Annotated in this window: 21 protein-coding genes; 8 read left to right on the top strand and 13 right to left on the bottom strand. The window is 64.2% G+C overall.

Annotation, left to right across the window (positions count from 1 at the left end):
* The first annotated feature begins 297 nt into the window (after nt 1–297).
* The 4 genes from FHY03_RS19940 to FHY03_RS19925 all read left to right on the top strand — a co-directional run bounded on the left by FHY03_RS19940 (nt 298) and on the right by FHY03_RS19925 (nt 5,116).
* Nucleotides 298–801 carry a VOC family protein gene (locus FHY03_RS19940; protein ID WP_221190369.1) on the top strand — a complete coding sequence of 168 codons (504 nt, stop codon included), beginning with the start codon at nt 298–300 and terminating at the stop codon, nt 799–801.
* A gap of 455 nt (nt 802–1,256) precedes the next feature.
* A complete protein-coding gene (locus tag FHY03_RS19935) occupies nt 1,257–1,856 on the top strand; it encodes a Dps family protein (protein ID WP_183932190.1) in 600 nt (199 codons plus the stop codon).
* 360 nt (nt 1,857–2,216) lie between these two features.
* On the top strand, nt 2,217–3,905 hold the full coding sequence (locus tag FHY03_RS19930) for an FAD-dependent oxidoreductase (protein ID WP_183932189.1): 1,689 nt from the start codon (nt 2,217–2,219) through the stop codon (nt 3,903–3,905).
* Between the two features lie 104 nt (nt 3,906–4,009).
* Entirely contained in the window at nt 4,010–5,116 is a 1,107-nt protein-coding gene (locus FHY03_RS19925; RefSeq protein ID WP_311722462.1) for an alkene reductase, read from the top strand.
* Nucleotides 5,117–5,791: 675 nt separating this feature from the next.
* On the opposite strand, the gene moaA is transcribed toward FHY03_RS19925, so the two are convergent.
* Both moaA and FHY03_RS19915 read right to left on the bottom strand, forming a co-directional pair.
* Nucleotides 5,792–6,790 carry a GTP 3',8-cyclase MoaA gene (gene moaA, locus FHY03_RS19920; protein WP_183932188.1) on the bottom strand — a complete coding sequence of 333 codons (999 nt, stop codon included), beginning with the start codon at nt 6,788–6,790 and terminating at the stop codon, nt 5,792–5,794.
* Entirely contained in the window at nt 6,787–7,911 is a 1,125-nt protein-coding gene (locus FHY03_RS19915; RefSeq protein ID WP_183932187.1) for an XdhC family protein, read from the bottom strand. Before FHY03_RS19915 ends, moaA begins: the two co-directional genes overlap by 4 nt.
* 317 nt (nt 7,912–8,228) lie before the next feature.
* On the opposite strand from FHY03_RS19915, the gene FHY03_RS19910 reads away from it, so the two are divergent.
* Nucleotides 8,229–9,119 carry a hypothetical protein gene (locus tag FHY03_RS19910; RefSeq protein WP_183932186.1) on the top strand — a complete coding sequence of 297 codons (891 nt, stop codon included), beginning with the start codon at nt 8,229–8,231 and terminating at the stop codon, nt 9,117–9,119.
* Nucleotides 9,120–9,231: 112 nt separating this feature from the next.
* Here FHY03_RS19910 and FHY03_RS19905 read toward each other — a convergent pair whose 3' ends face one another.
* Complete coding sequence (locus FHY03_RS19905) at nt 9,232–9,936, bottom strand: TMEM175 family protein (protein ID WP_221190368.1); 705 nt, start codon at nt 9,934–9,936, stop codon at nt 9,232–9,234.
* A gap of 142 nt (nt 9,937–10,078) precedes the next feature.
* Here FHY03_RS19905 and FHY03_RS19900 point away from each other — a divergent pair, with 142 nt between their 5' ends.
* Entirely contained in the window at nt 10,079–10,897 is an 819-nt protein-coding gene (locus FHY03_RS19900) for a DUF2490 domain-containing protein (protein WP_183932185.1), read from the top strand.
* Nucleotides 10,898–10,918: 21 nt separating this feature from the next.
* Here FHY03_RS19900 and FHY03_RS19895 read toward each other — a convergent pair whose 3' ends face one another.
* The 9 genes from FHY03_RS19895 to FHY03_RS19855 all read right to left on the bottom strand — a co-directional run bounded on the left by FHY03_RS19895 (nt 10,919) and on the right by FHY03_RS19855 (nt 21,537).
* Nucleotides 10,919–11,332, bottom strand: coding sequence for a GFA family protein (locus tag FHY03_RS19895; protein ID WP_183932184.1), 414 nt, complete (start codon nt 11,330–11,332; stop codon nt 10,919–10,921).
* A gap of 28 nt (nt 11,333–11,360) precedes the next feature.
* Nucleotides 11,361–11,765, bottom strand: coding sequence for a putative quinol monooxygenase (locus tag FHY03_RS19890; RefSeq protein WP_183932183.1), 405 nt, complete (start codon nt 11,763–11,765; stop codon nt 11,361–11,363).
* Nucleotides 11,766–11,823: 58 nt separating this feature from the next.
* Nucleotides 11,824–12,678 carry a VOC family protein gene (locus FHY03_RS19885; protein ID WP_183932182.1) on the bottom strand — a complete coding sequence of 285 codons (855 nt, stop codon included), beginning with the start codon at nt 12,676–12,678 and terminating at the stop codon, nt 11,824–11,826.
* A gap of 722 nt (nt 12,679–13,400) precedes the next feature.
* Nucleotides 13,401–13,964 carry an antibiotic biosynthesis monooxygenase gene (locus FHY03_RS19880; RefSeq protein ID WP_183932181.1) on the bottom strand — a complete coding sequence of 188 codons (564 nt, stop codon included), beginning with the start codon at nt 13,962–13,964 and terminating at the stop codon, nt 13,401–13,403.
* A gap of 77 nt (nt 13,965–14,041) precedes the next feature.
* A complete protein-coding gene (gene paoC, locus FHY03_RS19875) occupies nt 14,042–16,285 on the bottom strand; it encodes an aldehyde oxidoreductase molybdenum-binding subunit PaoC (RefSeq protein ID WP_183932180.1) in 2,244 nt (747 codons plus the stop codon).
* The gene (locus FHY03_RS19870) at nt 16,275–17,240 is read right to left on the bottom strand and encodes a xanthine dehydrogenase family protein subunit M (protein ID WP_183932179.1); all 966 of its coding nucleotides are present in this window, start codon (nt 17,238–17,240) and stop codon (nt 16,275–16,277) included. The genes paoC and FHY03_RS19870 overlap by 11 nt, the downstream gene beginning before the upstream one ends.
* Entirely contained in the window at nt 17,237–17,791 is a 555-nt protein-coding gene (locus tag FHY03_RS19865) for a 2Fe-2S iron-sulfur cluster-binding protein (protein ID WP_260159510.1), read from the bottom strand. Before FHY03_RS19865 ends, FHY03_RS19870 begins: the two co-directional genes overlap by 4 nt.
* A 117-nt stretch (nt 17,792–17,908) precedes the next feature.
* The gene (locus tag FHY03_RS19860) at nt 17,909–18,553 is read right to left on the bottom strand and encodes a response regulator transcription factor (RefSeq protein WP_311722455.1); all 645 of its coding nucleotides are present in this window, start codon (nt 18,551–18,553) and stop codon (nt 17,909–17,911) included.
* Nucleotides 18,550–21,537 (bottom strand): sensor histidine kinase, encoded by a 2,988-nt coding sequence (locus FHY03_RS19855; protein WP_183932177.1) that lies wholly within the window; start codon nt 21,535–21,537, stop codon nt 18,550–18,552. Before FHY03_RS19855 ends, FHY03_RS19860 begins: the two co-directional genes overlap by 4 nt.
* Before the next feature lie 216 nt (nt 21,538–21,753).
* On the opposite strand from FHY03_RS19855, the gene FHY03_RS19850 reads away from it, so the two are divergent.
* Both FHY03_RS19850 and FHY03_RS19845 read left to right on the top strand, forming a co-directional pair.
* Nucleotides 21,754–22,110, top strand: coding sequence for a hypothetical protein (locus FHY03_RS19850; RefSeq protein WP_183932176.1), 357 nt, complete (start codon nt 21,754–21,756; stop codon nt 22,108–22,110).
* Between the two features lie 100 nt (nt 22,111–22,210).
* A complete protein-coding gene (locus FHY03_RS19845) occupies nt 22,211–22,732 on the top strand; it encodes a winged helix-turn-helix domain-containing protein (protein ID WP_183932175.1) in 522 nt (173 codons plus the stop codon).
* 17 nt (nt 22,733–22,749) lie between these two features.
* On the opposite strand, the gene FHY03_RS19840 is transcribed toward FHY03_RS19845, so the two are convergent.
* Entirely contained in the window at nt 22,750–25,824 is a 3,075-nt protein-coding gene (locus FHY03_RS19840; protein WP_183932174.1) for a sensor histidine kinase, read from the bottom strand.
* Nucleotides 25,825–25,857 lie beyond the last annotated feature (33 nt).

Genomic DNA, 25,857 nt, shown 5'->3' with positions numbered 1-25,857 from the left:
CGGGGTTAACCCCGCCCGTTGCTTCACCTGCGCTCATGCGCGAAAACCACGGTCGGTCTCTGGTTGCCGCTGGATGAAAGACCGGGGTCACGTCATCCGCGCCATAGGAGCCGGCGGGCAACCGGGGAGGCAAGGTGGTAAAAACGCGTGTGGAGTTCGTAAGAGGACTGGTCGCTACATTTTACCACGCTTTACAAGAACCCAAACGCACCCTGCACTAGACGCTTTCTTGGCTCCCTTCGGAAACTGGAGAACGTCGTGAGTGCCCATTATCCTGTTGCGGTCACCCATGTCGGCATGACCGTCACCGACATTTTCGCGGCGACCAAGTGGTATGTGGATGTGCTGGGCTGTCGGCACACAATCGGGCCGCTCCACATCCGCAACGACGGATCGCCGACCGCCAGCGTCTTCAAGGGCATCTTCGGCAATCCGATGCAGGAGCTTTACGTTAGTCACGTGGCCACGGCGAACGGCGTCGGCATCGAGCTTTTTCAGTTCGTCACGCCGCCGACGGAAGACAACAGGGCGCACAACTTCGAGTATTGGAAGACCGGCGTTTTTCACTTTTGCGTGGTCGATCCCGACATCGAGGGCTTGGCCACGCGGATCGCCGCCACGGGAGGTAAGCAGAACTCTGCCATCTGGACGCTGTTCGAGGGCGAACCCTTCAAGGCCGTCTATTGCGAGGACCCTTGGGGCAACCTGATAGAGATCTACACGCACTCGACGGAGCTGTTCTACGCGAACCGGGATACTGCCGCGATGCAGGTCCCGGAGAAGATGCTTGAAAGGAACTGATTTTGGCTTGGGACCCATACTCGTCGATGGCCTCGACGGAGATGCATGAGACATGAGCCTGACGAATTCATCACGGAGCTGGAAGAGGAGTCCGCCCGGCGCGGAATGACGCAGGTTCAGGCGGCCCGGACTGTTCGGATTTGTTCAGAGGCAGAGCGTCTCGCCGCGCCACAAAGTTCGAAGACGGACTTCGTGACGCAAGCTCCGACTGACGGCTGTGACGTCATCTACTTCAACGGGCCGGAGGGCGCGGAGCTGGAGTTCGTCAGAACCACGGGCGGGGAAAAGGAGCGGTTCGCGGAGGCCGCCGCCGCCGCAATGAGGAAGCTGACCGGTGCTCGCTGGTCGCGGACCGATCGTCGAGGGCCGCACCGGACGGCCGATCGTCCAATATCAAACGCCCTTTTCGCGACCGCCGGATAGTCCGGCGCGTCAACAGGACGGAGAAAAAGTCCATGCTCTCCAAGTCGAGCGGTTTACCTTCGCATGCAGCGGACGAGGAACAGCCCAGCTCTCGCGTCGTGTATCGCGAGATCCAGTCCTACGGAACGCTGAAGGCTCTTCCTATCGGGCTTGAGGACGACGCCCGCGCGCAGAGCGTCGAGATACTCAACCAGGTCTTGGCCGACACGATGACGCTGCGTGACATGTATAAGAAGCATCACTGGCAGATGTCCGGTGCGACCTTCTACCAACTCCACCTGCTCCTCGATAAGCACTTCGACGAGCAGTCTGATCTCGTGGACACGGTCGCGGAGCGGATCATGGCGCTGGGCGGCATCAGCATCGCCATGGCGCCCGACGTGGCCGAGATGACCCGTATTCCTCGGCCGCCGCGAGGGCGCGAGGATGTGCCTTCCCAGTTAGCGCGTCTGCTCGAGGCGCACGAGATGATCCTGCGCCTCGCACATGACGGTGCGAAGGCGACGGATGCGTCGGGAGACGATGGCACCAACGACCTGCTCGTCAGCAACGTCGTCCGCACCAATGAGCCGCAGGTGTGGTTCCTAGCGGAGCATCTCGCCGCGACCGAGTTGCTTCCGAGGGGGGGCTGATCCCGCCCATGGCGAAGGCGATGGTGCAGAAGGTCCCACGGCCATGCTCGGCCTGACACCTCGACCGCTCTGGAGTGACGATGGTAATTTGGCTCGTCTTGTCCATGGAGCTGGGGCCGCTGTTGGCCCTGCTCATGTGGCTGCATGACTCCACAGGGGACGAGGCGGTGTGGCCTTGGATCGCCGCTTGCGCCGCCTTCCCGTGCGTGGACTGGCTCGCCGTTGCTTCATGCGCACACCGCTAAATGCGGCGGGGGCCCGGTACAGGCGCGCCGTGACTGAGAACTCGGAAAGATCCGCGCCGCCCCGGCGCCTGCGGCAGATCGGAAATCTAGATAGACCTGAGGGTGCGCAGGAAAGATGACCTTACTTCAGACCCGACGGGAGCAGCTGTTCCCGGTCCTTGATACCGGGCAGATCGCCACAGCACGGCGCTTCGCGAGCGCGGCGGAGCGGCGGTTCGCGCCCGGTGACCGCCTGTACGCGATCGGCGAGGTGGAGGCGCCTTCCTGGCTGATCGTCAGCGGCTCCGTCGAAGTGTACCGGCGCGGCGGTCTGAGCGGAGAGCACGTCGTCACCGACTACGTCGCCGGTCAGTTCAGCGGCGAACTCAACCATCTTGCTGGTCGCGCATCGATCTCGGGCGGCAGGGCCGGACCCGAGGGTTGCACCGCTATCCCTTTCGACGCGGCTCACCTGCGGGCGCTCATCATCGGTTCTGCGGAGATCGGCGAGATCGTGATGCGCGCGTTCATCCTTCGGCGTGTCGAACTGATCGAAGACGCCGAGGCAGGCACCATCATCATAGGGGAGCCGCAGAGTGCCGACGTCGTACGGCTACAGTCTTTCCTGGTGAGATCGGGCTTCCCGAACATCTTCCTGGACGCAAGCACGGACGTCGAGGGTGCGGCCCTGGTCCATCGGATTGGCGTGCCGTCAGAAGAGCTGCCGCTTGTCGTATGCCCGGACGGCACCCTTCTCCGCGATCCTTCCGAAGCCGAGCTGTCAGCCGGCCTGGGGATGATCCCGAATATCGCCCAAGATGCCCGATACGATGTCGCGATCGTCGGCGCTGGGCCGGCCGGACTCGCGGCAGCGGTCTATGCCGCCTCCGAGGGCCTCACCGTGATCGTCCTCGACGAGCGCAGCACCGGGGGGCAGGCGGGTGCCTCCTCGCGCATCGAGAACTATCTGGGCTTCCCCACCGGCATTTCCGGTCGCGCGCTGGCAGGTCGGGCTTTCAGCCAGGCCATCAAGTTTGGCGCGCAGGTCGCCGTCCCGCTTAAGGTCGATCGAATGGACTGCGCCGACGGCGGACTGGCGTTGGAGCTCGAGGGCGGGCGGCGGATGGTCGCGGGAGCGGTGATCATCGCGTCCGGGGCGAGCTACCGACGGCCGGACATCGCGGAACTAAGTTACTTCGAGGGAAGCAGCGTCTCCTACTGGGCCTCTCCGATCGAGGCGCGGCTGTGCGCCGGCAAAGAGGTGGGACTTGTCGGCGGCGGCAACTCGGCGGGTCAGGCGATCGTCTTCCTCGCTCCCCATGTCGCCCGACTGCACGTATTCGTACGGCGTCCATTGGCCGAGACGATGTCGCGCTACCTCATTGATCGGGTGGAGGCCCTACCGAACGTGGAGATCCACGTCGGACGCGAGATCGCCTCGCTGCGCGGCGACGATGGCCATCGGCTGACCGGCGCCACGTTCCGCAACCTGGCTGACGGCTCGACGCACGAGTGCGACCTGCATCACCTCTTTCTGTTCATTGGTGCCGACCCGAATGCCGGCTGGCTGAACGGCTGCGTCGATACGGACGCGAAGGGTTTCATCAAGACCGGCGCGGGAGGGCTGTCGCTTCAGACCAGCCGTTCGGGAGTCTTCGCGATTGGCGATGTGCGCGCGGGATCAACCAAGCGGGTCGCCGCCGCGGTGGGGGAGGGGGCGTCGGTGGTGGCGCAGATCCATGCCATGATGGCTGAGGCCGGCCGTGGGGGCGTTGAAGCGGCGCAAACGACTGCCTCTCCACCTCTTGTGGGACCCCATGTCTGACCTCGGGTCGAGATCCTTCACCGTCTGACCTTGTCGACGATAGGGGTGCGTCGCGGAGGGGGGCAGCCAAGTCTCAGCAACAGAAGCCGCAGGAGCTCTGGAAGATGACCGATATGAACACGACGGCCCTGTTCTCGGACACCAGCATCGGCGCCATCGATGTTGCCAACCGCATCGTGATGGCGCCGCTGACGCGGTCGCGTGCCGGCATGGACGGAGTCCACACACCGCTTGCCGTTCAATACTACACGCAGCGTGCGTCGGCGGGCCTCATCATCACGGAGGCGACGAACATTTCGCAGCAAGGCCGCGGCTATGCGCTTACGCCGGGTATTTATACGGATGCTCATGTCGAGGCGTGGCGCCCGGTGACGGAGAGCGTCCACGAGGCGGGTGGCAGGATCGTGCTTCAGCTTTGGCACGTCGGCCGCATGTCCCATGTCAGTCTTCAGGAGGGTGGGGCCGCGCCCGTCGCGCCGTCGGCGATCCAGGCGGGGGAGACGGTTTTCACGCTCGACGGACCGCAGCCACCATCGATGCCGCGAGCGCTGGACACGGATGAGATCCCGGGCATCGTCGGCGACTACGCCAATGCCGCCCGCAAGGCGAAGGAGGCGGGTTTCGACGGCGTCGAGGTGCACGCTGCGAACTGCTACCTCCTCGAACAATTCCTGCGCGACAGCACAAACCGGCGCACGGATCGTTATGGTGGTTCGATCGAAAACCGCGCCCGTCTCGTGATCGAAGTCGTTACCGAGGTGTCTAGGATCTGGGGATCGGATCGCGTGGGCCTCCGACTCTCCCCGCTCACCAAGGCGGTGGGCGACACGCCGCTCGATAGCGATCCGCAGAGCATGTACGGCTACCTCGTGGAACAGCTGGGCAGGCTTGGCCTGGCGTATTTGCATTGCGTCGAGGGGCAGACCCGAGGTGAGAACGCTGCCGACGCGTTCGACTTCAAGGCACTGAGCCGTGCATTCGGCGGCGCCTACATCGCCAACAACAGCTACGATCGGGAGCTTGCCATCGCCGCGGTGAATACGGGCCGTGCAGACCTAGTCGCGTTTGGGCGTCCCTTCATCGGCAATCCCGATCTGGTCGAGCGACTACGTCGGAACGCTCCGCTGTTCGATGCTCCGCAGAGTTCATATTACGGTGGTGGAGCAGAGGGCTACACCGACTTCAGAACACTCGCAGACCAGGACCAGTGAGCAAATCCGAGCTTTAAGCGGAGGCTTGGAGTGCACAGCCACGCCAAGTCGATCTGATCTCGTGTCGTGGCAACGGTCTGTCGCGAGCGTCCCTGTTGATTCACCGCGCGCAGATTGGCGAATGGGAACGGGGATGGCGGCAGGTGAGGCCGGTAGGCCTGGCGGAGCGTCGTGGCCCCACGTCATTACGGTCTTCGCGTGAGCACCGCGATCGCCGCGATGAGCCCGGCGCCTCATTGTCCTCGACAATCGGCTTGCGGCCGATGGACGCCAACCGCGCCGCGTCCGCGAGACTGGCTATAACGACGATGCGTGTGATCGTGGGATAGAAGCTCGTCGAAATGGGGTTAGTACCCGTGAATCGCTTGATCGGGGGTAATGCGGGGACGCTGCCCCTTCGATCCTACACCGCGGCTGGTGTGCAACTCTTCGATTCGAACTGGTCTCTGGAGAAGACGTGGTATCCGTCCGCAGCTGCCTGTTGCATCAGCCGCGGATCGGCCGTGATTAAGGGCACGTTGATCTCGCACTCCGTGGGGACGTCCGCGATCGTTGGGTTGCGGTTAGCTATGCCGACGACCAACAGCGGCCCCGGCAGGTCACGTTGCGGCAGTTCGATGTCGTTCGCGGTGCTACCGCATACGCGACCGGGCCCGGACGGTTAGTCGAACCGCTTTAACCGCCGGTGACGCTCATGTGTCGCTCGACGGAGGGAGCCGCATTGCGAACGATGCGAAAGTCGTGACGGGGCGGCTTGCTTCCGAGCGCGAGGTCGATAGCTGTGTCAAGCTCAGCGGTGCCGCCTCGCAGTGCGGCGCGGAGGTCCACCGATCCGTCGTGCCCGAGGCAGGTGTATAGTCGACCATCGGTCGAGAGCCTGACCCGGTTGCAACCGTCGCAGAAGTTCGCGGTCAATGGGGAGATCAGGCCAAGCCGCGTTCCCCAGCGAGTGAGCCAGTAGCGCGCGGGACCGCCGGACCGATGCTGGTCGCGTGAGAGATCGTGGATGGTCGACAGCCGATCGAATACGCGGTTCAGGGGTACAAAGCGGTCCGCCCGGTCCTCGTCGATCTTGCCGAGTGGCATCGTCTCGATGAGGCTGAGATCGAAGCCCCGCTCGCCGCACCAGGCCAGCATGTCGGGCACCTCCGCCTCGTTCAGACCCGCCAGCACGACCATGTTGATCTTGACACGCAGACCGGCGGCATGCGCGGCCTTGATCCCGCGGAGGACCGTAGCGTGGTCCCCGCGCCGCGCGATGACCCGGAAGAGGGCGGGGTCACGGCTGTCCAGGCTGACGTTTATCCTTCTCACGCCCGCCGCGTGCAGATCGCCTGCTCGCCGCTCGAGTTGCGTGCCGTTCGTGGTCAGCGTCAGTTCGTCCAGGTCACGACCGACATGTCCGCCAAGCTGCTGCACGAGGTCCATCACCTCGGGTCTGACCAGCGGCTCGCCGCCGGTGAGCCGAATCTTCCTGACGCCGCGCGCCATGAATCGCCCGGCGATCGCGCCGACTTCCGCGTGGCTCATCACCTTATTCCGTGGAAGGAAGCGCATGCGCTCGCTCATGCAGTATCGGCATCGCAGGTCGCACCGATCCGTGACGGATATGCGCAGGTATTCGATGCGGCGTCCGTGCCCGTCGATCAGTGGCGCGATGGCGACATTCGTCATGCCGCGGATCGCCCCGGAACGAGGACTGTGGCCTGTGATTCCAGCCCGTCGTCTCCATAGTTCGTCCTGTGGGGCGGAGGGGCGTCTGAACCAGGCCGACGACCGGCTCGCGCCCTGGACTTCCCGTGCTCTTGGACGATCTGGGACAGTATCGAGATTGCCAGTGTGTCCGCATCCCGTGACGCCGGTATGAGGCCGGCGGGGCCGACGATCCGGTCGACGGCGCGAGGCGTGCAGCCTGCGTCGAGCAGGTCGGCCCTGCGCGTCGCGTGGGTGGCTCGGCTGCCCATCGCGCCGATGTAGAACGCGGTCGTTCCCAGCGCCTGCTGCAGGAGTTCGGTCTCCCAGTCGTGGTCGTGGAAGAGCAGGACGATCGCCGTGTCGGCATCCGCCCGCAGGTCCACGCGAGAGGACGGGGAGGGGAGACGCTCCGCTGCGACCCCCTGGATGAGCATGGCCGCGACTACCTCCTTGTCCGGCGTGATCACGCGGACCGCCGGAGTGAACGCCAAAGCCTGGCGGGCGAGTGAGAGCACCTCAGCGCCCTGTCCCAGGATAAGCACCTGGAGGTCAGGATCATGGGTCGCCGTGAACACGTCCCCGTGCCAACCTTGCTTCCTTACCGCCTCGACCGCCAGAGTCCCGCGTAGACCCAGCTCCAGGGACAGGCCTAACCGACCTTCGAGCATGCTGACGGCCATCTCGATGGCGGCGGGCGGTGGATCCGGCGTGAACAGCAGGTCCATGCCGCCGCCGCAGGGGAGACGGATGTCGATGTATGGTGATCCGGTACCGAACCTGACCCGTCGGGGGCTGCCCGAGGTTAGCGCGGCCAGCGCCTCGCCGATCACGGCCGCCTCGACGCAGCCGCCGGAGAACGAGGCGACTGACGAGCCCTCGTCGGCCACCGCCATGTGCGTTCCCGGCGATCGTGCCGAGCTGCCCACGACGTCGGTCAGCGTGACCAGGACGCCGCGCCGCCCTTCGCGTATTGCGTCCCGCAGGAAGGAGAGGATGTGCAGGGCGTTCTTCATCCGACGGCTAGCCTGCCTCCTCCAGCTCAAGCTACCGCAAGTGCTGTGATGAAGCTGGTAAAATGACGTCAAGTCGGCCGACTTCATGACCGTCGGCTCCTTGTCTATGCCGCCTTCGGCGGCAGCATCCGAGGTCGAATGATGGCGGTCGCGGCAGTATGCGAACCTCGTCTTCCCACACGGCGTTCGGATTCCTTGGACTGATGCCCAGCCGCGGTCCTTTCAGGCGATCCCGATGATCAAGGCGTGACGGCTCGCGCGTCGCGATGCATTTACCGCGTTTGACTTTGGTTCGAGTGGCTCCTTCGCTAATCCTCGCCTGGAGGCGAACAGGGCGTATCGGGATTTAGGCGGAGGCTCTGGCGCCTTGCCCGTCGAGACCGCCGACGGGAGACAGGCTCAGGATGGAACAGCCGATCCGCATTCTTCTGCAGACGACGATACCCGAACGGCAGGACGATTGGCACATCGATCGCTTCTCGATGCTGCGGGCGCATCTCGAAGGTCTACGCGATCCGAGCGGCCGGCGATTGACCGATGTCACCGCGCGGAACCGGTTGCCGCCTGGACTTTCCGACCCCGTCCTGTCGGATCTGCCTCGACAGGGGTTCGATCAGGTCTGGCTATTCGGGGTGGACGAGGGTGACGGCCTGGACGGAGATGATTGCGCAGCCATTTCGGCCTTCAGGCGTGCCGGTGGCGGTCTCCTGGTTGCCCGTGACCACATGGATCTGGGTTCGTCCTTCCGCGGCCTGGAAGGCATCGGGGCCGCAAATCATTTCCACAGTCACAATCCGGAGGCGGACCCCGCCCGGCAGCGACGGGACGACCTGGACACGGCTGAGATCTTGTGGCCGAACTACCATTCGGGCGCGAACGGCGATTATCAGGTGATCACGATCGAGGGGGATCCGCACCCCGTTATGCTCGACCCGACCTCCCCAACGGGCACGATCCGCTATCTTCCGTCCCATCCTCACGAAGGATCGGTGAGCGCTCCGCCTGACGACAGGACCGCCAGGGTCATCGCTTCAGGCACGAGCGTGGTGACCGGCGTCCGGTTCAACATCGCGGTGGCGTTCGAACCCGAGGACGGCAGCGGGCGGGCGGTCGCCCAGTCCACGTTCCACCACTTCACGGACCTGAACTGGGACCCTGGGTGCGGCTGTCCATCGTTCGTCACTGAGCCGGCGGGTCGGGGAATGGTCGATCACCTGCCTGCAGGGCAGTCCGTCCGGCGTTACGTGACGAACCTGACGCATTGGCTGAGTGGGCGGGCGCCGCCCAAGGTCTAGGTCGGCCGCTGCTTATCAGGCTCGGGCCAAGCGCCAACTGCTTGCCAGCCGACATCGGCTTCTCCTGGCACTGGCTCAAGTCTGGCTGGGGGCCGGCACCATCAAGTGCACCTCATCCGCTCTGCACCAACCCCGCGCTGACCCGGCCCGATGGCAGGTCGCCCGCACCAGGGAAGAGATAGAGGAGGATGACGCCCAGGTAGCAGGCCAGTCCCACCTGCGGGCTGAAGAAGCTGAGCAGCAGCGCCGCCGCGTACAGTGCGGGTCCGAAGAGGTAGCGCCGGGCAATGGCGCGATACAGGTCATCGTCGACGTCGTCATGGAGCAGGCACTGCCTGTGCGCCCACCACAGCAGCAGGTTGAAGGCGACGGCCTGACCCAGCATTATCGATGAGTAGAGGGCCGCCGCGATGCACGCCTGGTCCCGCGGCAGGTCGACGAGGCTTTCGGCCAGGAGCTGCGCGCCGAACGGTGTGAGTGCAACGAACGCCAGTAGGAGCAGGTTGATGATGCTTATCCCCTGATCGACCCGTTCCACGTATCGCCAGAGGTTGTGGTGCGTGATCCAGATTTGGCCGATGACCAGGAAGGTCAGCAGGAACGCGAAGTAGGAGGGCCATTTCTGCGTCAGGGCGTTGATCAGACCGACCCTGCGGGCAAGCACCGGATCGAACTGGAGCATCTCGATCGCGAGCAGCGTCAGCATGATGGCGATGACGGCGTCGCTGAACGCCTCGATCCGGCTGGTGTCGCGTGCAGGTTCATGGCCGGGGCGCCATCGAGGGGTGGCGCCGTCGTTTGATCGTTGATCGCCCACGTCTTGTCCCACTGATCCTGCCCTTTTTCCGATCTACGACCTCGCCCGATCTCGCATGACCCGCGCTTCGACCAGTTGATCACTGCTGTTACTCCCGTGCAAGTGCTCGTCACCCGGATCGGTAGTGCTGAGGCTAAAAGTCGTGGTTCTGCCACGCAAAGCCTTCTATCCGGCGAAGCGCGTTCTCACCTTTCGTCTTACTTCAATTAACCGCGGTCCGAGCCGCGCCGATGATAATCTATCACAGAAAGGGGTTCGAGCGATGAACATTTCACATTCACGATCGTCCTTTCGCTTCGCGTGCACGGCGGTCCTGCTCCTGCAATCAGCAACTTGCTTTGCCCAAGCGAGACGCAGCGACCAGCAGGTGTGGACATCGCTGTCTTCGACCGCACCGGTTGGCTCCTTGTTCGAAGTCCGGGCCGACGGGTTGGTCGTGCTCTCGGACGGTGCCAGCCGCGCCGGTCGCGAGCTCTTTCGGCTGATGCTCCTCAGGAAGCTCGGCAAGCGTGTGAAGCTCGGTGCCGGTTACGTGTGGACGCATGTCGATCCAACCTCCTCCCAGGCTGCGGACGAGCATCGGGCGGTGCAGGAGTTGGACATCATACTGCCGCTGCGGCCGGCGGGCTGGACGTTCTCCATCCGGTCACAGCTGGAGGAGCGGCGGCGGGAGAACATCCAAGGGATGTCCCTTCGACTGCGTCAGCGCACCTTGCTGGACCTGCCCTTGAAGAAGCGACGTGTCGGCGTCAGGGTCTGGAACGAGTACTTCCACGAACTCCGGGGGACCTCGTGGTCGGGTCCTGCCGGGCCCAGCGTCATGCTGAATTTTATCGGCCTCCGCGTCGCTGCGAGTGATCGGGTCCATCTCACGCCGGGGTATCTGAACGAAATTAGGTTCGAAGAGGGCCGCAACCGCGTCTCGCATGCTGCGGCCCTCTTCGTCGATGTTGCATTCTAACTCCTGCTCAGGCTGGTGTCTTCAGCGCGGCATGTTCTCAAACTGGGGTAGGTCCAGGGGCGTCGCCCAGTCGAGCCGGCGCTTGGTAAACATCTCCAGCTTCGGCTCGATGTCCTCAGGCTTGTCGAGGCTGCCGACCGTGACGAAGACGAGGCCTGGAAAGCTCTCCAGATTGCTGGAGAACACTCGCGCGCCGCACTCGGGGCAGAAGTTGCGGTCCAAGCCCTTTCCGGATTGCGCGACGTAGTGGAACGCTTTCGGCTCTCCGGTGAGGAGGGTGAAGTCGATTTCCGGCACGCCGAAGAATACGGCCGCCTCGCCGCCCGAGGCCTTCTTGCAGTCGAGGCAGTGGCAGACGGCGACGAAGTCCGGATCGCTGTCGAACTCGAAGGTGACGCTGCCGCACGCGCACCGTGCGGTATGCTTCTTGGCCATCGTGCATTCCTTCACGAGGTCGCTTGGATCAGCGGGCACCCTGCAGGACCGTCATCCGTGTGACCGTAACCCCACCTTCAGCGAGCTCCGGCAGCTTTGCGAACCATGCCTTTACGTAGGGCTGGGCGTTGTGGGCTTCGAAGTCGGCCTGATTCGCAAAGACCTCGTAGAACACGAACCGACCAGGCTTCTGCCGGTCCTCCTGCAAGAAGTAGACGAGGTTCTTGGGGTCGCTGCGTACCAGTTGTACGAGCGGGAGTGTGGCAGTTCGCAATTCCGCTTCCCTGCCTGGCTTAGCGGTGATCTCTGCCACGACGGAGTAGGCACCTTCCGGGACCGAAGCGTAGCGCACGCCTTCATGCACCTGGGCGGGGGCCGAACTCGCGGCCGATGTGATAACCGCCGCAGAGAAGTGCAGGAACGCTTTCATCATGGCTCATTCCTTCCGATATCTGGGCTGGCCAGGCGCAATCCGGTCCAGCTTCTGTGGGTCAGCGGGTGGAGACGAGGCGCTGCCGCGCGGCGAACGCATCCGAGAAGCGCTTCTTCACCGGACCCAGCGCCTTGACGAATTCCAGCTGCTCGCCCTCGGGGCCCTTGCAGTATATCAGCTCCCATCCATCCGACGGTGCTTGCGTGACCCGGTTAGTGTTGGCGCTCTGCGGCGCGGCGCGGCGCTCGGCTTCCGAATGCACCCGGATCGTCCGGTTGGCCCGGACCTGGTTCATCCCCCGGCGGGCAGACTCGGCCTCGAGGTCCGTAATGAACTTGTTGAAGTCGACGTCGTCGCGAACATAGAAGCAGATGTGCATCATGCGGGGGAAGGCAGGGCTCATGTGCTGCACGGGTTCGGCGAAGCTGTTGGGCGTTCCCATAGGCTCGTTGGAGTCTCGGTATTGCAGCAGCTCCAGGACCATGTTGTCGAACTGGATGAAGCGCACATCCAGGCGCTGGCTGCCGCCGCGCAGATCGGGAACCCCGATTGTCGCCGCATCGACGTGCTTCTCAGCAGCGACGATCTCCTGATCGGCGAGCAGTGTGTTCTGAACGGCGTCGCCCTGAAAATCTCCGTGCCGGAACACCTCGGTCCCGCCGAGGACCTGCGTATAGAACTCGTATGCGCGCTCCATGTTCTGCACGGTCAGCCCGAAGTGCTGCACGCCTTGCAGGCGGGCGCCCACTGGTGCGTCGTTCCTGCTGCCGCTCCCTTGCCGAGGCCTCGGCTGCGCATCCGCGGGTTCCGAGGCAACGGCACTGGCCATCGCGCCGGCGACGAGCGTGCCTCCTGCGGTGAGGACGTCTCTCCGGCCTAAGCCATGGATGTTTTCCTGTTCGACATTGCCCATTTCACAATCTCCTGAGGACATGGTGCTTTCGCAGGAACGCGGGTTCTCCATGCACGCGGCTGACGCCGAGTTCGCCGCTCCAGCTTGGCTCGAACGGACGTCGCGTCGGACGGCTCGCCCGCTTGAACTGCTGATGAGGGGCTATAAACGCTGCGCTTTGCGCCTGAAGTAAAACGGCGTAAAATCCCATGGAGCCCGGCATCCACCGCGGCTCGCTCCCCATTCCGCGTCGCCCCGAACGTCTAATCGAACGGCGCTGGAGCCGATCGCCAACCAAGCCGTTCCGGCACAGATCCTCTTATACTTAGATGGGGCCGGTCTCCGCGCGAGCGGCGTGCTTCTCAAGGACGCAGTCCGGAAGGCTTGCACGGGCCACGAAGGCGCCGGGGGGGCCGGCCATACCGATCTACAGGAGCGCGGCCTGATGGGCGCCTCGTGTCGCCGCTAAAGCTTCCGCATGACTTCGACCTTTGCGGGCACGGCGTCGCCGCTGGGTCGGCATTCGAAGTGCATTCCGCCGGTGACGACCTCTGAGCGGTATGGCACGCCCGCCACGATCTCGCAGTACCTTCACGCCCCCTTGGGCGTGAGCCGCTGTAGGGCGTTCTCCTAGTCGTCGAGCGAGTAGTGTCTGCTAGTGCCCGGTCCTATCCGAAGCGGCTTGGTCAAGGGCGGCCGCCCCGATCGCCGGTTGATGTTGAGACCGCCTGATCCGGCACGGCTCACGAGACTTTGGCAACCGGCGACGGGTACCTGGTCACCTCAACCCTCATCTGCTGGTTTCGTAGCCGCCATACGCGCGTAAGCGCGTGTGTCACGGGATTGATGACCCAGAGCGAGGCGACTGAGAGGACGCTCGACGTCACTGCCAGTCTCAATGCGAGTTGCAGGCCAGGTACGAGCAGGTCGAGGGTTAAGCTGAGCGCCAGAAGCATCGGATACACGACGATCCAGGTCGAGACAAAGACCTTCCACTTTGGCCCAGACCCATCGCTGGGGACGGCAACGCGCACGATTGGTTCGCCGATAACGCAGAGTTCACGCAGCGAGTCGCGTTCGAACGCACGGACCATTTCCTTGTGGGCCGGGGACGCGAGCCAACTGTCGTATTCAGCCTCGTCAGCAAATTGCGAAACGAGAAAGTTCAGACCGCCGTCCTGCTGAATAAGCAGGGTGCCGAGGTGGTGCGAATTTTGCCCGGCTTCGGCAAAGGCACGCTCGAAATCCTCGACTACCGCCCGCTCGTGACCATGCCGCGAGATCAATGTGGTGACAGTGGTCAGCATCGCCACATGTTCCAGCCCGATGAAGGACCGCTTCCGGCTGCGATCCGGAACGGTGAGATGGAGGGGCCCGCCATCGTTCAGTCGGCCGTATGCGAATTGAGTGAGGCGAGGGAGGGCAGCCTGTGCAGGTGCTTGTCTAGGGTGATCGGATACTCGCGCACCCGGATGCCGGTCGCGTTGTAGACGGCGTTGGCGACTGCCGGCGCCGCACCGCAGAGGCCGAGCTCTCCGATCCCCTTCGCCTTGACCGGCGAGATCGATGCGTCGGGGTGGTCCAGCAGGATCACCTCGAGATGGGGCACGTCCGCGTGCACGGGCACCTCGTAGCCGGCCATGTCGTGGTTCACGAAGAAGCCGCGCCTCTTGTCTACGCCCAGCTCCTCCATGAGCGCAGCGCCGATGCCCATGGTCATCCCGCCGATCACCTGGCTGCGGGCGGTGAGGGGATTGAGGATGCGCCCGGCGTCGCAGACCGAGAGCATGCGGTTGACCCTGATCTCGCCGGTGTAGACGTCCACCCGGACTTCGGCGAAGTGTGCGCCGAAGGTGGAGAGCTGGAACTGCTTGTCGAGGTCTCCGAACTCCATCTCGTCCTCGGCGACGATCTCGCCGGCAGCGGCGGCCTCCGCGATGGTGGCGACGCTGTTGCCGCAGCGTATTTCACCGTTGACGAACTCGCATCCCTCGGCCGGGAAGCCAAGATGCTCGGCGATCGCATCCCTGAGCTTCGTGCAGGCGGCGAACACTCCTGCCGTGACGTTGCCCGCACCCCACTGCCCGCCGGAGCCCGAGGCGCGGGGCAGGCTGGAGTCGCCCAGGTGGACCGTCACCGCATCGATCCCGAGCCCCAGCATCTCGGCCGCGGTTTGGGCGACGATCGTGTAGGTGCCAGTGCCGATGTCGGTCATGTCGGTCTCGACGATGAGGCGCCCGGACCGCTCGAGCCGGACGCGCGCGCCCGACGGCATCGGCAGCGCGTTCCGGATGCCCGCCGCCACGCCCATCCCGATCAGCCATTGGCCCTGACGCGCCTGCCCCGGCTTCGAACTGCGGCGTGACCATCCGAATCGATCGGCGCCGGTCCGCAGGCACTCGACGAGATGCCGCTCGGAGAAGCGACGTCCGGGCTTGTGCGGGTCCTCCTGCGTGTCGTTCAGGATGCGGAACTCGACGGGGTCGATGCCCAGACGCTCGGCCATCTCGTCCATGGCGACCTCGAGCGCCATCAGTCCGGGAGCCTCGCCGGGCGCCCGCATGAAGTTGCTCTCCGGCAGGTCCAGCGTAGCCAGGCGCATGCCGATCTCGCGGTTCGGGGCAGCGTAGAGCAGCTTCGTCTGGGAGGTAGCCATCTCGGCCATCCCTTTGGGCAGGTTGCCTGCAAGTCCGAGGTGCGAAATGCCGGTCAGCTGCCCGTCGGCATCGGCGGCGAGCCTGACCTGCTGCGAGGTGGCGGATCGGTGCGTCCCGTTGTTGAAGATCAGCGGTCGCTGCAGCGTGACCTTAACCGGTCGCCCGACGGCCTTGGAGGCGAGGGCGGCGACGACGACGTCGCTGCGGATGAAAAGCTTGGCCCCGAACCCACCGCCGACATAGGGTGAGAGCACATGGAGCTTTTCGGGATCGACGGAGAGCGCCTTCGGCAGGTCGCGCATCGCCCAGTTGATCATCTGGTTTGACGTCACGACAGTGAGGCGGTCGCCGTCCCAGGATGCCGTGGTCGCGTGCGGCTCCATCATGGCATGGCTCTCGTACGGGGTCGCGTATTCGCCCTCGTGGGTGAACGCCGCAGCCTGGAAGGCCCTCTCGAAGTCGCCCACTCGATTCACGTCGGGTGCGTCGGGACCGTCGTTCTCCTTGTCGGGTGCGGCCTCCGCGTTTGGTGCCTCGGCGGCGAGGTCGAAGCGGCCACCCTCGCCATCGTAGCTGACGACGAGCAGCTGCGCGGCGGCGCGGGCCTGCTCGAACGTCTCGGCGATCGCGACGGCGACCGCCTGATGGTGGTGTTCTACCTTGTCGCCGCCGAACAGGGTGGCGGCTGCGCCCTGCGCAACCGGGAGGGGATCGTGGTCCAGCGTTGTTACGACGCCGAGTACGCCCGGCGCGGCGAGCGCAGCTGCCGTGTCCACGGCTCGGACCCGTCCCTTCGCGATGGCCGAGCCGACGATGTAGCCATATGCGCGGTTCGGGAAGGCATCGTTGTGCTCGTAGGCGTAGCGCGCTTCCCCGCTGACCTTCAGGGGGCCGTCGATCCGCTCTGTCGGGCGTCCTACCACGGACAGCTTGTCGAGCGGGTTGAGCGCTGCGGGTTCTTCAAAGCGCATTGTTCGCCTCCTTGGACTGGGCGATGACCGAGGCGAGCGCGCGCGCGGCAAGCGGCACCTTGAAGGCGTTCTGCTCCGTCGGGGCGGCATCCGCGAAGGCGATCTCGACCACGGCCTCGGGCCCCTCGGCCAGCGCCTGCTCGGCCTCCTCGACGCGCCAGGGCTTCGGAGCGACGCCGCCGAACGCGACCCTGCCGGTGCCGTCCACGTGGAGCACGGCGGCGACCGAGACGAGCGCGAAGGCGTAGGACGCCCGGTCCCGGACCTTCTGATAGAAGTGCCGTCCACCAAGTGGCGGCGGGAGTATTATCGCCGTGATCAGCTCGCCCGGGGCGAGCGCGTTCTCGATCTGCGGGGTGTCGCCTGGTAGTCGGTAGAACTCCGAGATGGGGAGCGTCCTCTGCGTGCCGTCCACGGCGACCATCTCGACGGAGGCATCCAGGAGACGCAGCGCCACGACGAGGTCGCCGGGATAGGTGGCGATGCAGGCCGGGCTCGTCCCGATGACCGCCAGGCCGCGCGACGCGCCGCCGATGGCGGAGCAGCCCGACCCGGGCACACGCTTGTTGCAGGGCTGATCGGTGTCGTAGAAGTAGGGGCAGCGGTTGCGCTGCAGCAGGTTGCCGGCGGTGCTCGCCTTGTTGCGCAGCTGGCCGGTGGCTCCGGAGACAATCGCGCGGCTGATCGCGGCGTAGTCCTGTTTGATGCGGCGATCCGATGCCAGGTCGGTGTTCGTCACCAGCGCTCCGACGCGGAGACCGCCATCGGCGGTCGGATCGATGCCCTTGAGGTCCAGGTCCCGGATGTCGATCAGGTGCGTCGGCACCTCGATCTGGAGTTTCATCAAGTCCAGCAGGTTGGTGCCGCCAGCGATGTATTTGGCGCCGGGGTTGAGCGCGAGCGCGGAGGTGGCTTCAGCGGCCGTGCGGACGCGCTCGTAGGTGAACTCCCTCATGCTGCGTCTCCGATATAGTCGGCGATGGCCTCCTGGATGTTCGAGTAGGCGCCGCAGCGGCAGATGTTGCCGCTCATCCTCTCGCGCATCTCGCTGCGCGAGGCGTGCATTGGCTCGACCAGCTCCTCCGTCACGTGGCTGGGCACGCCGCGCTCGACCTCATGCAGCGCGCCGACAGCGGAGCAGATCTGCCCAGGCGTACAGTAGCCGCACTGGAAGCCGTCGTGCTTGATGAACGCTCGTTGCAGCGGGTGGAGCGCGCTGGCGCTCCCCAGTCCCTCGACGGTCGTCACCTCATCACCGTCGTGCATGATCGCCAGGCTGAGGCAGGAATTGATCCGGGTGCCATTGACTAGGACGGTGCAGGCCCCGCACTGCCCTTGGTCGCAGCCCTTTTTTGTGCCGGTCAGGTTCAGATGCTCGCGCAGAAAGTCTAGTAGGCTAGTGCGCGGATCGGCGGGGAAGGGCCGGCGGACACCATTGACCACTATTGATCGCGCGGACGCAGGTTCGGCGAGCGGATCACTGTCTCGGTGTTCCGAAGAAATCAAATCTGCCACCGCACGCGCTCCAGCCAAAGCTTCAAGGTATGGAGGCTAGCCAGATCGACAGCCCGGAAGAAGTAAATCAGGGTAAAGGTCCCGGTGGGCCTGCGTCTGGCGATGCACCTACAGAAAGAACAGGCCTCGCCGCAGCGCTGTCGTCACCGCCTGGGTGCGATCGTGGACGTTTAGCTTCGCTAGAATGTTCTTCATGTGGCCCTTTACGGTGTCTTCCGTGAGAGACAGCCTCCAGGCAATTGTCTTATTGGCATGGCCGTCCGCAACCAGCTTCAGTATCTCGATTTCGCGCGGCGTGAGGCTCTCCTCGCCGGCATGAAGCGCAATCTGTTGCGCTACTTCAGGAGGAATATGCTTGCGGCCCGAATGCACCGCACGGATCGCCTCCAGCAGCTCTCGTCGAAGTGAAGCCTTTAGCAGGTAGCCGACGGCGCCAGCCTTCAGCGCTTCTACCGCCTGCAGGTCGCCGTCATAGGTGGTCAGTACGATAATTCGCGCATGACGTGATCGCTCGCGAATGGCGCGGATCGCACCGATGCCATTCGTTCCTGGCATCTGCAAATCCATCAGCGTGACGTCTGGACGTAGGCGTTCGAACGCCTCCAACGCCGCCTCGCCATCTGGTGCCTCGCCCACGAACGCGATGTCGGTTTCATATTGCACCATCGCCGCGACGCCCTCGCGCAGCGCAGGATGGTCGTCGACGATTAGGAGCCGTATGCGGCTGTCGCTCCCGGTGACGCTGGCACTCACGACTTTCTCCTGAAGCGGCTGACGATCCAGCGACGCCGTGGCTGGGTTATTGGCGCGTAGGCGACGGTCCCTGGCACTGTCGCGATCACTTCGGTATAGGCGCCGAGCCGACTGGTGATTGTCAGCGTACCGCCGATCTTGGTTGCGCGTTCGCGCATGCCGATCAATCCATAATGCCCATCGCGCAGGCCGTCTGCCTGTACCGCGCTCGGGAGTCCGACGCCGTCGTCGCGAAGGGCGAAGCGCAGTTCTCGCTGACGATAGGTCAGCACAGCTTTGATCGAACGTGCCTCGGCGTGGCGAAAGGCGTTGCGGATTGCTTCCTCACCGATGCTCCGAAGTTCCTGGGCGGCGACGGGATTGAGCGTGCGCGAGTGCCCCTCGGTCGTGAGCGTGAAGCTTCCCGGCCAGTCGATACTCATCTGTTGCGCGACATCCGTTAGCGCCTCCGAAAGGTTGCCGGCGTCGGAACGTAGGTCGCGGACGCGATTTCGCCCTTCAACCAGCACTGCTTCTCCTCTGCCCAGCGCCTCTTCTAACTCCTCGCCGAGCGGTACGTTTGCCGGCATGCGATTGGCGATCGACTGGAACCGAAGCAGGAGCCCTTGAAAGCCCTGAAGCAGCGTGTCGTGCAGTTCGCGGGCGATTCGCTCACGCTCCCCCAGCCGCTCTTGCATTCGCTCGGCGAACCGGGTCGACAGCGTCTGCACACGCCATCGATAGGCGACGATCAACGCCACGACGAGCATCAGCATCATTGCGACGCGAATATCGTGGCGCTCCAGAATCCCGGGCCTGATGACGAAGGCCAAGCTTTCGGCCCTTCGGCTCGGCAAGCCGGCGCTGTTCAAGGCGCGCAGGTGAAAGACGTAGCGACCGGGCCGCAAATTCGTATAGATCGCCTCGCGGCGTGGTCCCGCATCGATCCAGGCGCTGTCTTGCCCTTCCAGTCGATATGAGAACCGTGTTCCGCGTGGATCGGTCAGCGATGTCGCAGTATAATCGATCTCGATTGACCGTGTCCCGACTGGGAGCTTGGCGGTGCCGTCGAGCGCGAAGCGTCGCCCGCCGGCAAGCAGGTTTGTCACCACGGCGCGGGGCGGCATGGTCGACGCATCCGCCCGTCCCATGTCGATCGAGACTAATCCTTTGGTTGTGAACGCCCAGAGCCGACCGTATCTGTCCGGCGCCATCGAACGGGAAACGAAACCGTTCGGGTCACCCCGCAACCCTTGTTCCGTTCCAAAGCGCTCGAAATGTAGGGGCTGCCCTGGGGCGGCAAAGGCACCGGCTAGGTCGCGCGTCGAGATGCGCAGGAGCCCGGCGTTGGATGACAGCCATGTCCAGCCGTCCTGAGCCTCAACAACGCCGCTGACGTTCAACAGCTCCGGATAGGCGCTCGATCGCAGCGCGCGCATGCGCCTGCCGGTGAGGCAGAACAGCCCGTTCTGCCCGCCGAAGAAAGTGCACTTCTTCCCGGCGGCCACGGTGCGGATGTAGCCTGCCGCCTCGCCTTCGGCTTCCAGCGGCATGATGCCGTTGTCCCGCACGACGCCGATACGATCAGGCTTGAAGACGACATACGTTGTTCCGTCAGCACTGCGCACGAACAGCAAAGCGCTAAGATCCTGAAACGTCGACACCGGAATGGCGCGCCATCCGGCCTTGTCGTGCCGCCAGAGGCCGCCGTTAACGATCGAGACCAACAAAGTGCCGTCGACACCGACAGCGCACGCCATGACATAACGCGCATTGGTGCCGAGCCCTGGGGGAGAACGGAACGGCCTGGCCCGTCCGCCGGCCAAATTGAAAAGTCCCGCCGCAGTACCGACCACAAGTCCGGTGTCGCGGTCGCCGCAGATCGTCGACGCGTTGGCCAGCGCTGCGAGTCTGCGTAAGGACGTCGATTCCGAACGATAGACGTTATTTCCGGAAAGAAGGTAGGTAGCCCGCGCCGTCACAAGGCTGTCGACCGTATAACTCTGCGGCAAGTCGCTGCGTTTGACCGACCGCGACGTGGCGAAGCGGTCGAGCCCAGCTACCGTGCCGACCCAAATGTTGTCCTCCCGATCGCGCAGCATTGACAGCGTGATGCTCGAACTAAGTCCGTCGTCCGCGGTGTACCGGCCCGGCACTCGACGGAATTGGTCTCCTCCGGCGTCTGGCGCGAGGACGCGAATTCCGTCTTCGGAACCTCCGAGCCAAAGCATCCCATCCCGCGAGAACGCAAGTCGGCGATAGACGCTCGTGTAGTTGGCACGCTCTAGCGGAGTGGGCGGCCCTACGAAGCCCTTGCCCATCTCGACACGGGATAGGCGGCTATCATTGGCTAACCAAATTCGCCCCCGTCTGTCCTCCGCAATTGTCGCGCCATCGCCCGGGTTCAATGGCTGGAAGCTGAAGCGACGCCCCCCACGCGGCAGGTGCCGCAATCCATCGGTGCTTAGCAGATAAAGTGCTCCGTCGCGGGTGACGAGCATTGCGACGGTTGAAAGCGTTGAGGGCAGATTCCACCTGCTTCCCACATGCTCCCATCGGCCGAGCGCATAGCGTACGATGCGGCTGCCTTCGCTGCCGCCTACCCGAGCCCACAAGGCGCCGTCAGGCGTGACGGTCAGGTAGACCGCGCGGGGGCTCGGCTTGCCAGGATTTAGCCTTTGCAGTCGGCCGCCCCTGTATCTGGCAATACCCCCGTTGGCATATCCGATCCAAACGTCCCCATTCGGTGCGGCTGCAATGGACGATACCTGCAGCGACGGGCTGGGTAGGCCTTCCTCCGGGACGGTGAAGCGCTCAAACGACAAGCCGTCGAAGCGATAGAGACCTGTGCCGGTCGCGAGCCACAGGAAACCGTCCGGCGTTTGTGCCAGCCCTTCGATGCCGCCGGGCGCATTGTCTTCTGATCGCCAAGCTAGATGGCTGGTCTGCAGGAATGGAAGAGGCGGGCTGGCTGCTGCGAAAAAGGGAATATTCAGCAGCAGCAAGATCAGCAGGCGCTTCCCACACCTCATAGGCGTCCCGACAGGTTCAGCATCGCCTCCCCAAACCCGCGACCAAGCGGCGTATTGCATCGCGACCTTGCATCCGCACGCTGCAATTTACCACAGCGGCGGGGGTGCTAGAAAACCACCCTAAAGGGGGGGTGGTGAGCGGCTCGAAGGAGCCTGCCGACACGGGCGAAGTAGTTTTACCGTTGCTTTATGAAACATCCGTTCTCCGCCTTTCCTGCGGGGTCGGCCGGCGTCGCCCTGCTGCTCCTGCGCGCCTCCGTTTCGATCCAGCTGCTCTCGCAGGGACTGTTGCGAAATGATCGCGACCCGTGGCTTGCGCTCTCAACGCTGCTCCTGGCCCTTGTGATCACAGGGGGACTTTTGGTGCGGGTGGCAGCGGTGATCGCTGTCGTGCTGAGCTATTGGGCGATCTGCCGCGTCCCTGACCCGAACGAGCTGCGGCTTGCTTCCGACGTACTTAGCGCGCTTGCGCTCGCTCTGGCAGGTCCGGGTGCCTTCTCGATCGATGCCTGGCGGTTCGGCCGTTCGACCGTGACACTGCGGTAAAGGCCGACTGCTCGAAGGTGTAGCTAAGCACCCCCCCGAAGGCGGCTGGCTCCCTGCGTGACCACGAGCGATCTTGATTACGACGAAAGGGAGACGAGAGGTGATCCGAACGCCATCGTTAGTCGCCGAGCAGAAGCACCGCGGGGACCCCGGACACGTCATCCGTGTCGGGATGCTTGAAGTCTTCCCCGCCGCACGCTCGCTGTCGCTGTGCGGCCGTGAGGTCGTGCTGGGTGGACGAGCGTTCGATCTCCTCCTGGCCCTCCTTCGCGCGCGGGGGCAGATCGTCTCGAAGCAGCAGCTCATTGACGATGTCTGGCCCTCGGTCACCGTGGTTGACGCAAATCTTAAGGTGCAGCTCAGCCTGTTGCGGCGTGCCTTGGGACCGGAACGCTGGCGCATAAAGACTGTCGCCGGCCGTGGTTACATGTTGGTGAGCGACGACTTTGCTGCCGCCGACACTGATGCGAGGGCTGCGGAGATCGAAAATTCGCTATGGATCGTCGTCGATGGCGAACCTGCTGTGCAGGCGCTCGTCGCGCGAATGCTGTCCCGACTAGTGCGCCGCATCCCGCGGGCTGCGCGTCTCGCGGTCTACGGCGGCGGTGAAATGCTCCTCTGACCAGGGTGGCCGCGCCGCTATTTGGTCCGCCGTGCCCAAAGAAGGCGCAGGAAGTTCGGGACCAGGGGCCTGTGGGTCGCGGCGTATGCCGTCCGTGCGGGCACATTCAACGTTACTTCAGTCCCCCCTTGGTCTGTATTGTGGATGCGCAGGGTGCCACCGATCTTCTCAGCACGCTCCCTCATTCCGATAATTCCGAAATGCCCGGCTCGCCCGGAAGTGCGAACCTCCAGCGGCAAGCCGATGCCATCATCCATGATGATCACCTTCAGCACGCTCCGGTCATAGGCGACATGGACTGACACGCGAAAGGCTCGCGCGTGCAGGCAGGCGTTGCGAAGCGCTTCCTCGCCTATCGCTGCGACTTCGAATTGGGCGGCGACATGGAGATGACGTGAGCGCCCGCTGGTACTTACGCTGACCTTCGGCGGCGCCTCGCCGGAGAAGACGCGCTTCGCGATCGAGCGAAGCTCGGCATCGATGGGAAGCTGCCCTTCGGAGCGACGCAGATCATGTACCCGATCCCGCCCTTCGACAAGGACCGTCTCAGCGCGATCGAGCGCCTCGTCAAGAAGCCGCCGCGCGGGCTGGCTTGCGGGAAAGCGTTGCGCGACCGCTTGGAACCTCAGCATGAGACCCTGAAAGCCTTGGAGCAGGGTGTCGTGCAGTTCCCGCGCAATCCGCTCCCGCTCGAAGACCCGCTCCTCAAGCCGGCCACGGATGCCGGAGGCAACTGCACGAACACGCAGCGCATAGGTCAGCCACAGAGCACCGACTGCCGCGGCGAGACAGAGGATCCTGAACATGTTCGACTGAACGAACGTCGGCGGTAGAATAAAGGCATACTCTGTCGCGGTATTGCTAAAGTCGCCGTTGCGATGCGCAGCGCTCACCTGGAACACGTAACGGCCCGGCGCAAGATTTGTGTAGGCCGCGCCACGGTCGTTCCCGGCAGAGATCCATGATCGGTCAAACCCTTCAAGCCGGTAGCGAAACCGCACTCCGCTCGGGTCGGCAAAGCCGGGCGCAGTAAAGCCGATTTGGACGCGGGAAGCACCCGCCGGCAGCGTCGCGGGTCCGCCGGACGCGAGGCTGTGGCCATCAACGCTAACGGACCGGATCAGCGCCGCTGGCGGGGGTTCTGACATGCCAATCTGCGACGGGTCGATCCAGGATACACGGCCGCTGGCCAGGACGAGAATACGATGGTCCGGCGCTTCGGCGAGGAAGTCCGACTCGGTCCGGCTGAGGTCCGGTGGGCCGGGCAGACCGTCGCGCCAGTCGAGCAGCGTCGCGCGAAGCGTGGCGGGCGGGTTGTCGAACGCTTGCTCCAGTGACAGCGTATCGAACCGGATCGCGCCAGCCTGGCTCAACACCCAAGTCGATCCGTCTCGAGTCCGGATCATGTCGGATGTCTGTTTAAGGATCGGAAAGCGGCTCGCGGACAATGTACTTAGCCGGCCGCCCATCAATCTCCCCAGGCCAAAGTCGCCACACAGGTAGATGGCTGTTTCGTGCCTCACGATCGCACGAATTAGGCCGAGTGGATTGCGGTCAGCCTTAAGGAGGACGCGCCAGCGATCGTTCGCAAATATCTCAAGATTGCCGAACGGCGCGTAGATAATCTGGTCTTGCCCGATGTCATGAGCGGCGCTGAAGAATGAACGACGCTCGGTCGCCGGGTCGTGTGACCATGTCCTTCCCTCGTCTGCTGATCGGTATAACCCGTGCGTGAACACCGTCACCAACAAGTCACCATGGGCGTCCACGGTACAATCGACCATAAAGCGGGCTGCATCGACCGACGGCACCGCGATCGGGGTCAGCTTTCCCTTATAAAGCCGCATCAGCGGCGCGCGCGCGCCAAAGTAGAGCCCGCCCTCACGATCCTGGCACATCACCGTCGGCCGGCGGGGCAGGCTTGCTACGCGCCGCCATCGTCCTTCCTGCAGCCTGTAGAGGTCGCTGCTGGATGCCACGAACAGATCGCCACCGGCGGCTTGCCGCGCCACCAGTCCCATCCGCGTTGAAGGGAGGACAGTGTCCTGTACGATGGCAGTATCACTGAACCGCTCGAGTCCACCAGCTGCCCCGAGCCAGACGCCCGTCTCCTTGTCCTCCATCACCGGCCCGGTGGCGAACTGGGTCAATCCGCCCTTCGGCAGGTGACGCTGTACCGTAAGGGGTTGGCCCGCCTGATTGAGTGGTACACGGGTCACACCGCCTTGGGCGGCGATCCAAGCTACATTGTTCTTGTCGAAGAAAAGCTGGCCGATCTCCCCATCGGCGGGCTGGTGGATAGCCTTCGCATCAAGGACATCAACGGTGCGACCGTTCAAGTCCGCGAGCCGATGGAGGCCGAGCGAATCGGCCACCCACATCCGGCCCCGCCGGTCCTTCGCGATTCTCGCGTACTGACCCACCTTTACTCGGGTGCGCTGCACAAGGCGGCTTCCAGGCGGGATGACGTGCAGTGCATCCTGCTCCAGCGCGAACCATACCGCCCCCCTGGAGTCGACCGCCATGCCGGTTATCCACGGAATGCTAGATCCCCCGATGGTGATCGGCGACTGCCAGCCGCTTGCAGTCCGGTGCCAAATCCGTGACCTGGATCCGAGGGTTGAGACCCAGATGTCCCCCTGGCCATTTTCGGCAATCGCGTTCACCGATCCTGTAGGGTGACGGTAGCCCGCATCCACGACTTTGCCATTTCGCACCGCGGTGACGCCGCCCCAGTCGTGCCCCAGCCAAAGGTCGCCACTACGAGAGGCGAGCAGCGAATTTATCTCGACCGATTTCTTCTGCCCCCACCATGACGGCAGCCGCTCGAAGAGTACCCCATCGAAGCGGGAAAGCCCCTGTTGCCCTGCGATCCACAAGTAGCCGTCTTGGCTTTGAGCAAGGGCATTCACGTTGACGGGGCCGCCCTCGCGCAATCCCCAAAACTGTGCGCGCGCATAGGATAATGGCCGCGCGGGATCGAGCGCAGACAGAGGCGTCGCGACCGCGCATGCGGTGGCTATCGCCATCAGGACCCTGCACAACGTTCCGAACATGCCGTTCTTCTCGCACGAAGCCGAGCGTCTGGACATGAAGCAAATGATCTCAGCCGACCGAGCGTAGGG

Source organism: Sphingomonas sp. BK345, from assembly GCF_014193845.1.
GTDB lineage: Bacteria > Pseudomonadota > Alphaproteobacteria > Sphingomonadales > Sphingomonadaceae > Sphingomonas.
The sequence above is the reverse complement of the archived record's forward strand: the minus strand, read 5'-3'. Positions and strand labels throughout refer to the sequence as shown.

Coding starts and splice junctions, on each gene's coding strand:
- FHY03_RS19940 (WP_221190369.1), top strand. CDS start 298: ATGACCGTCACCGACATTTTCGCGGCGACCAAGTGGTATGTGGATGTG.
- FHY03_RS19935 (WP_183932190.1), top strand. CDS start 1,257: ATGCTCTCCAAGTCGAGCGGTTTACCTTCGCATGCAGCGGACGAGGAA.
- FHY03_RS19930 (WP_183932189.1), top strand. CDS start 2,217: ATGACCTTACTTCAGACCCGACGGGAGCAGCTGTTCCCGGTCCTTGAT.
- FHY03_RS19925 (WP_311722462.1), top strand. CDS start 4,010: ATGACCGATATGAACACGACGGCCCTGTTCTCGGACACCAGCATCGGC.
- moaA (WP_183932188.1), bottom strand. CDS start 6,790: ATGACGAATGTCGCCATCGCGCCACTGATCGACGGGCACGGACGCCGC.
- FHY03_RS19915 (WP_183932187.1), bottom strand. CDS start 7,911: ATGAAGTCGGCCGACTTGACGTCATTTTACCAGCTTCATCACAGCACT.
- FHY03_RS19910 (WP_183932186.1), top strand. CDS start 8,229: ATGGAACAGCCGATCCGCATTCTTCTGCAGACGACGATACCCGAACGG.
- FHY03_RS19895 (WP_183932184.1), bottom strand. CDS start 11,332: ATGGCCAAGAAGCATACCGCACGGTGCGCGTGCGGCAGCGTCACCTTC.
- FHY03_RS19890 (WP_183932183.1), bottom strand. CDS start 11,765: ATGATGAAAGCGTTCCTGCACTTCTCTGCGGCGGTTATCACATCGGCC.
- FHY03_RS19885 (WP_183932182.1), bottom strand. CDS start 12,678: ATGGGCAATGTCGAACAGGAAAACATCCATGGCTTAGGCCGGAGAGAC.
- FHY03_RS19880 (WP_183932181.1), bottom strand. CDS start 13,964: ATGCTGACCACTGTCACCACATTGATCTCGCGGCATGGTCACGAGCGG.
- paoC (WP_183932180.1), bottom strand. CDS start 16,285: ATGCGCTTTGAAGAACCCGCAGCGCTCAACCCGCTCGACAAGCTGTCC.
- FHY03_RS19870 (WP_183932179.1), bottom strand. CDS start 17,240: ATGAGGGAGTTCACCTACGAGCGCGTCCGCACGGCCGCTGAAGCCACC.
- FHY03_RS19850 (WP_183932176.1), top strand. CDS start 21,754: ATGAAACATCCGTTCTCCGCCTTTCCTGCGGGGTCGGCCGGCGTCGCC.
- FHY03_RS19840 (WP_183932174.1), bottom strand. CDS start 25,824: ATGTCCAGACGCTCGGCTTCGTGCGAGAAGAACGGCATGTTCGGAACG.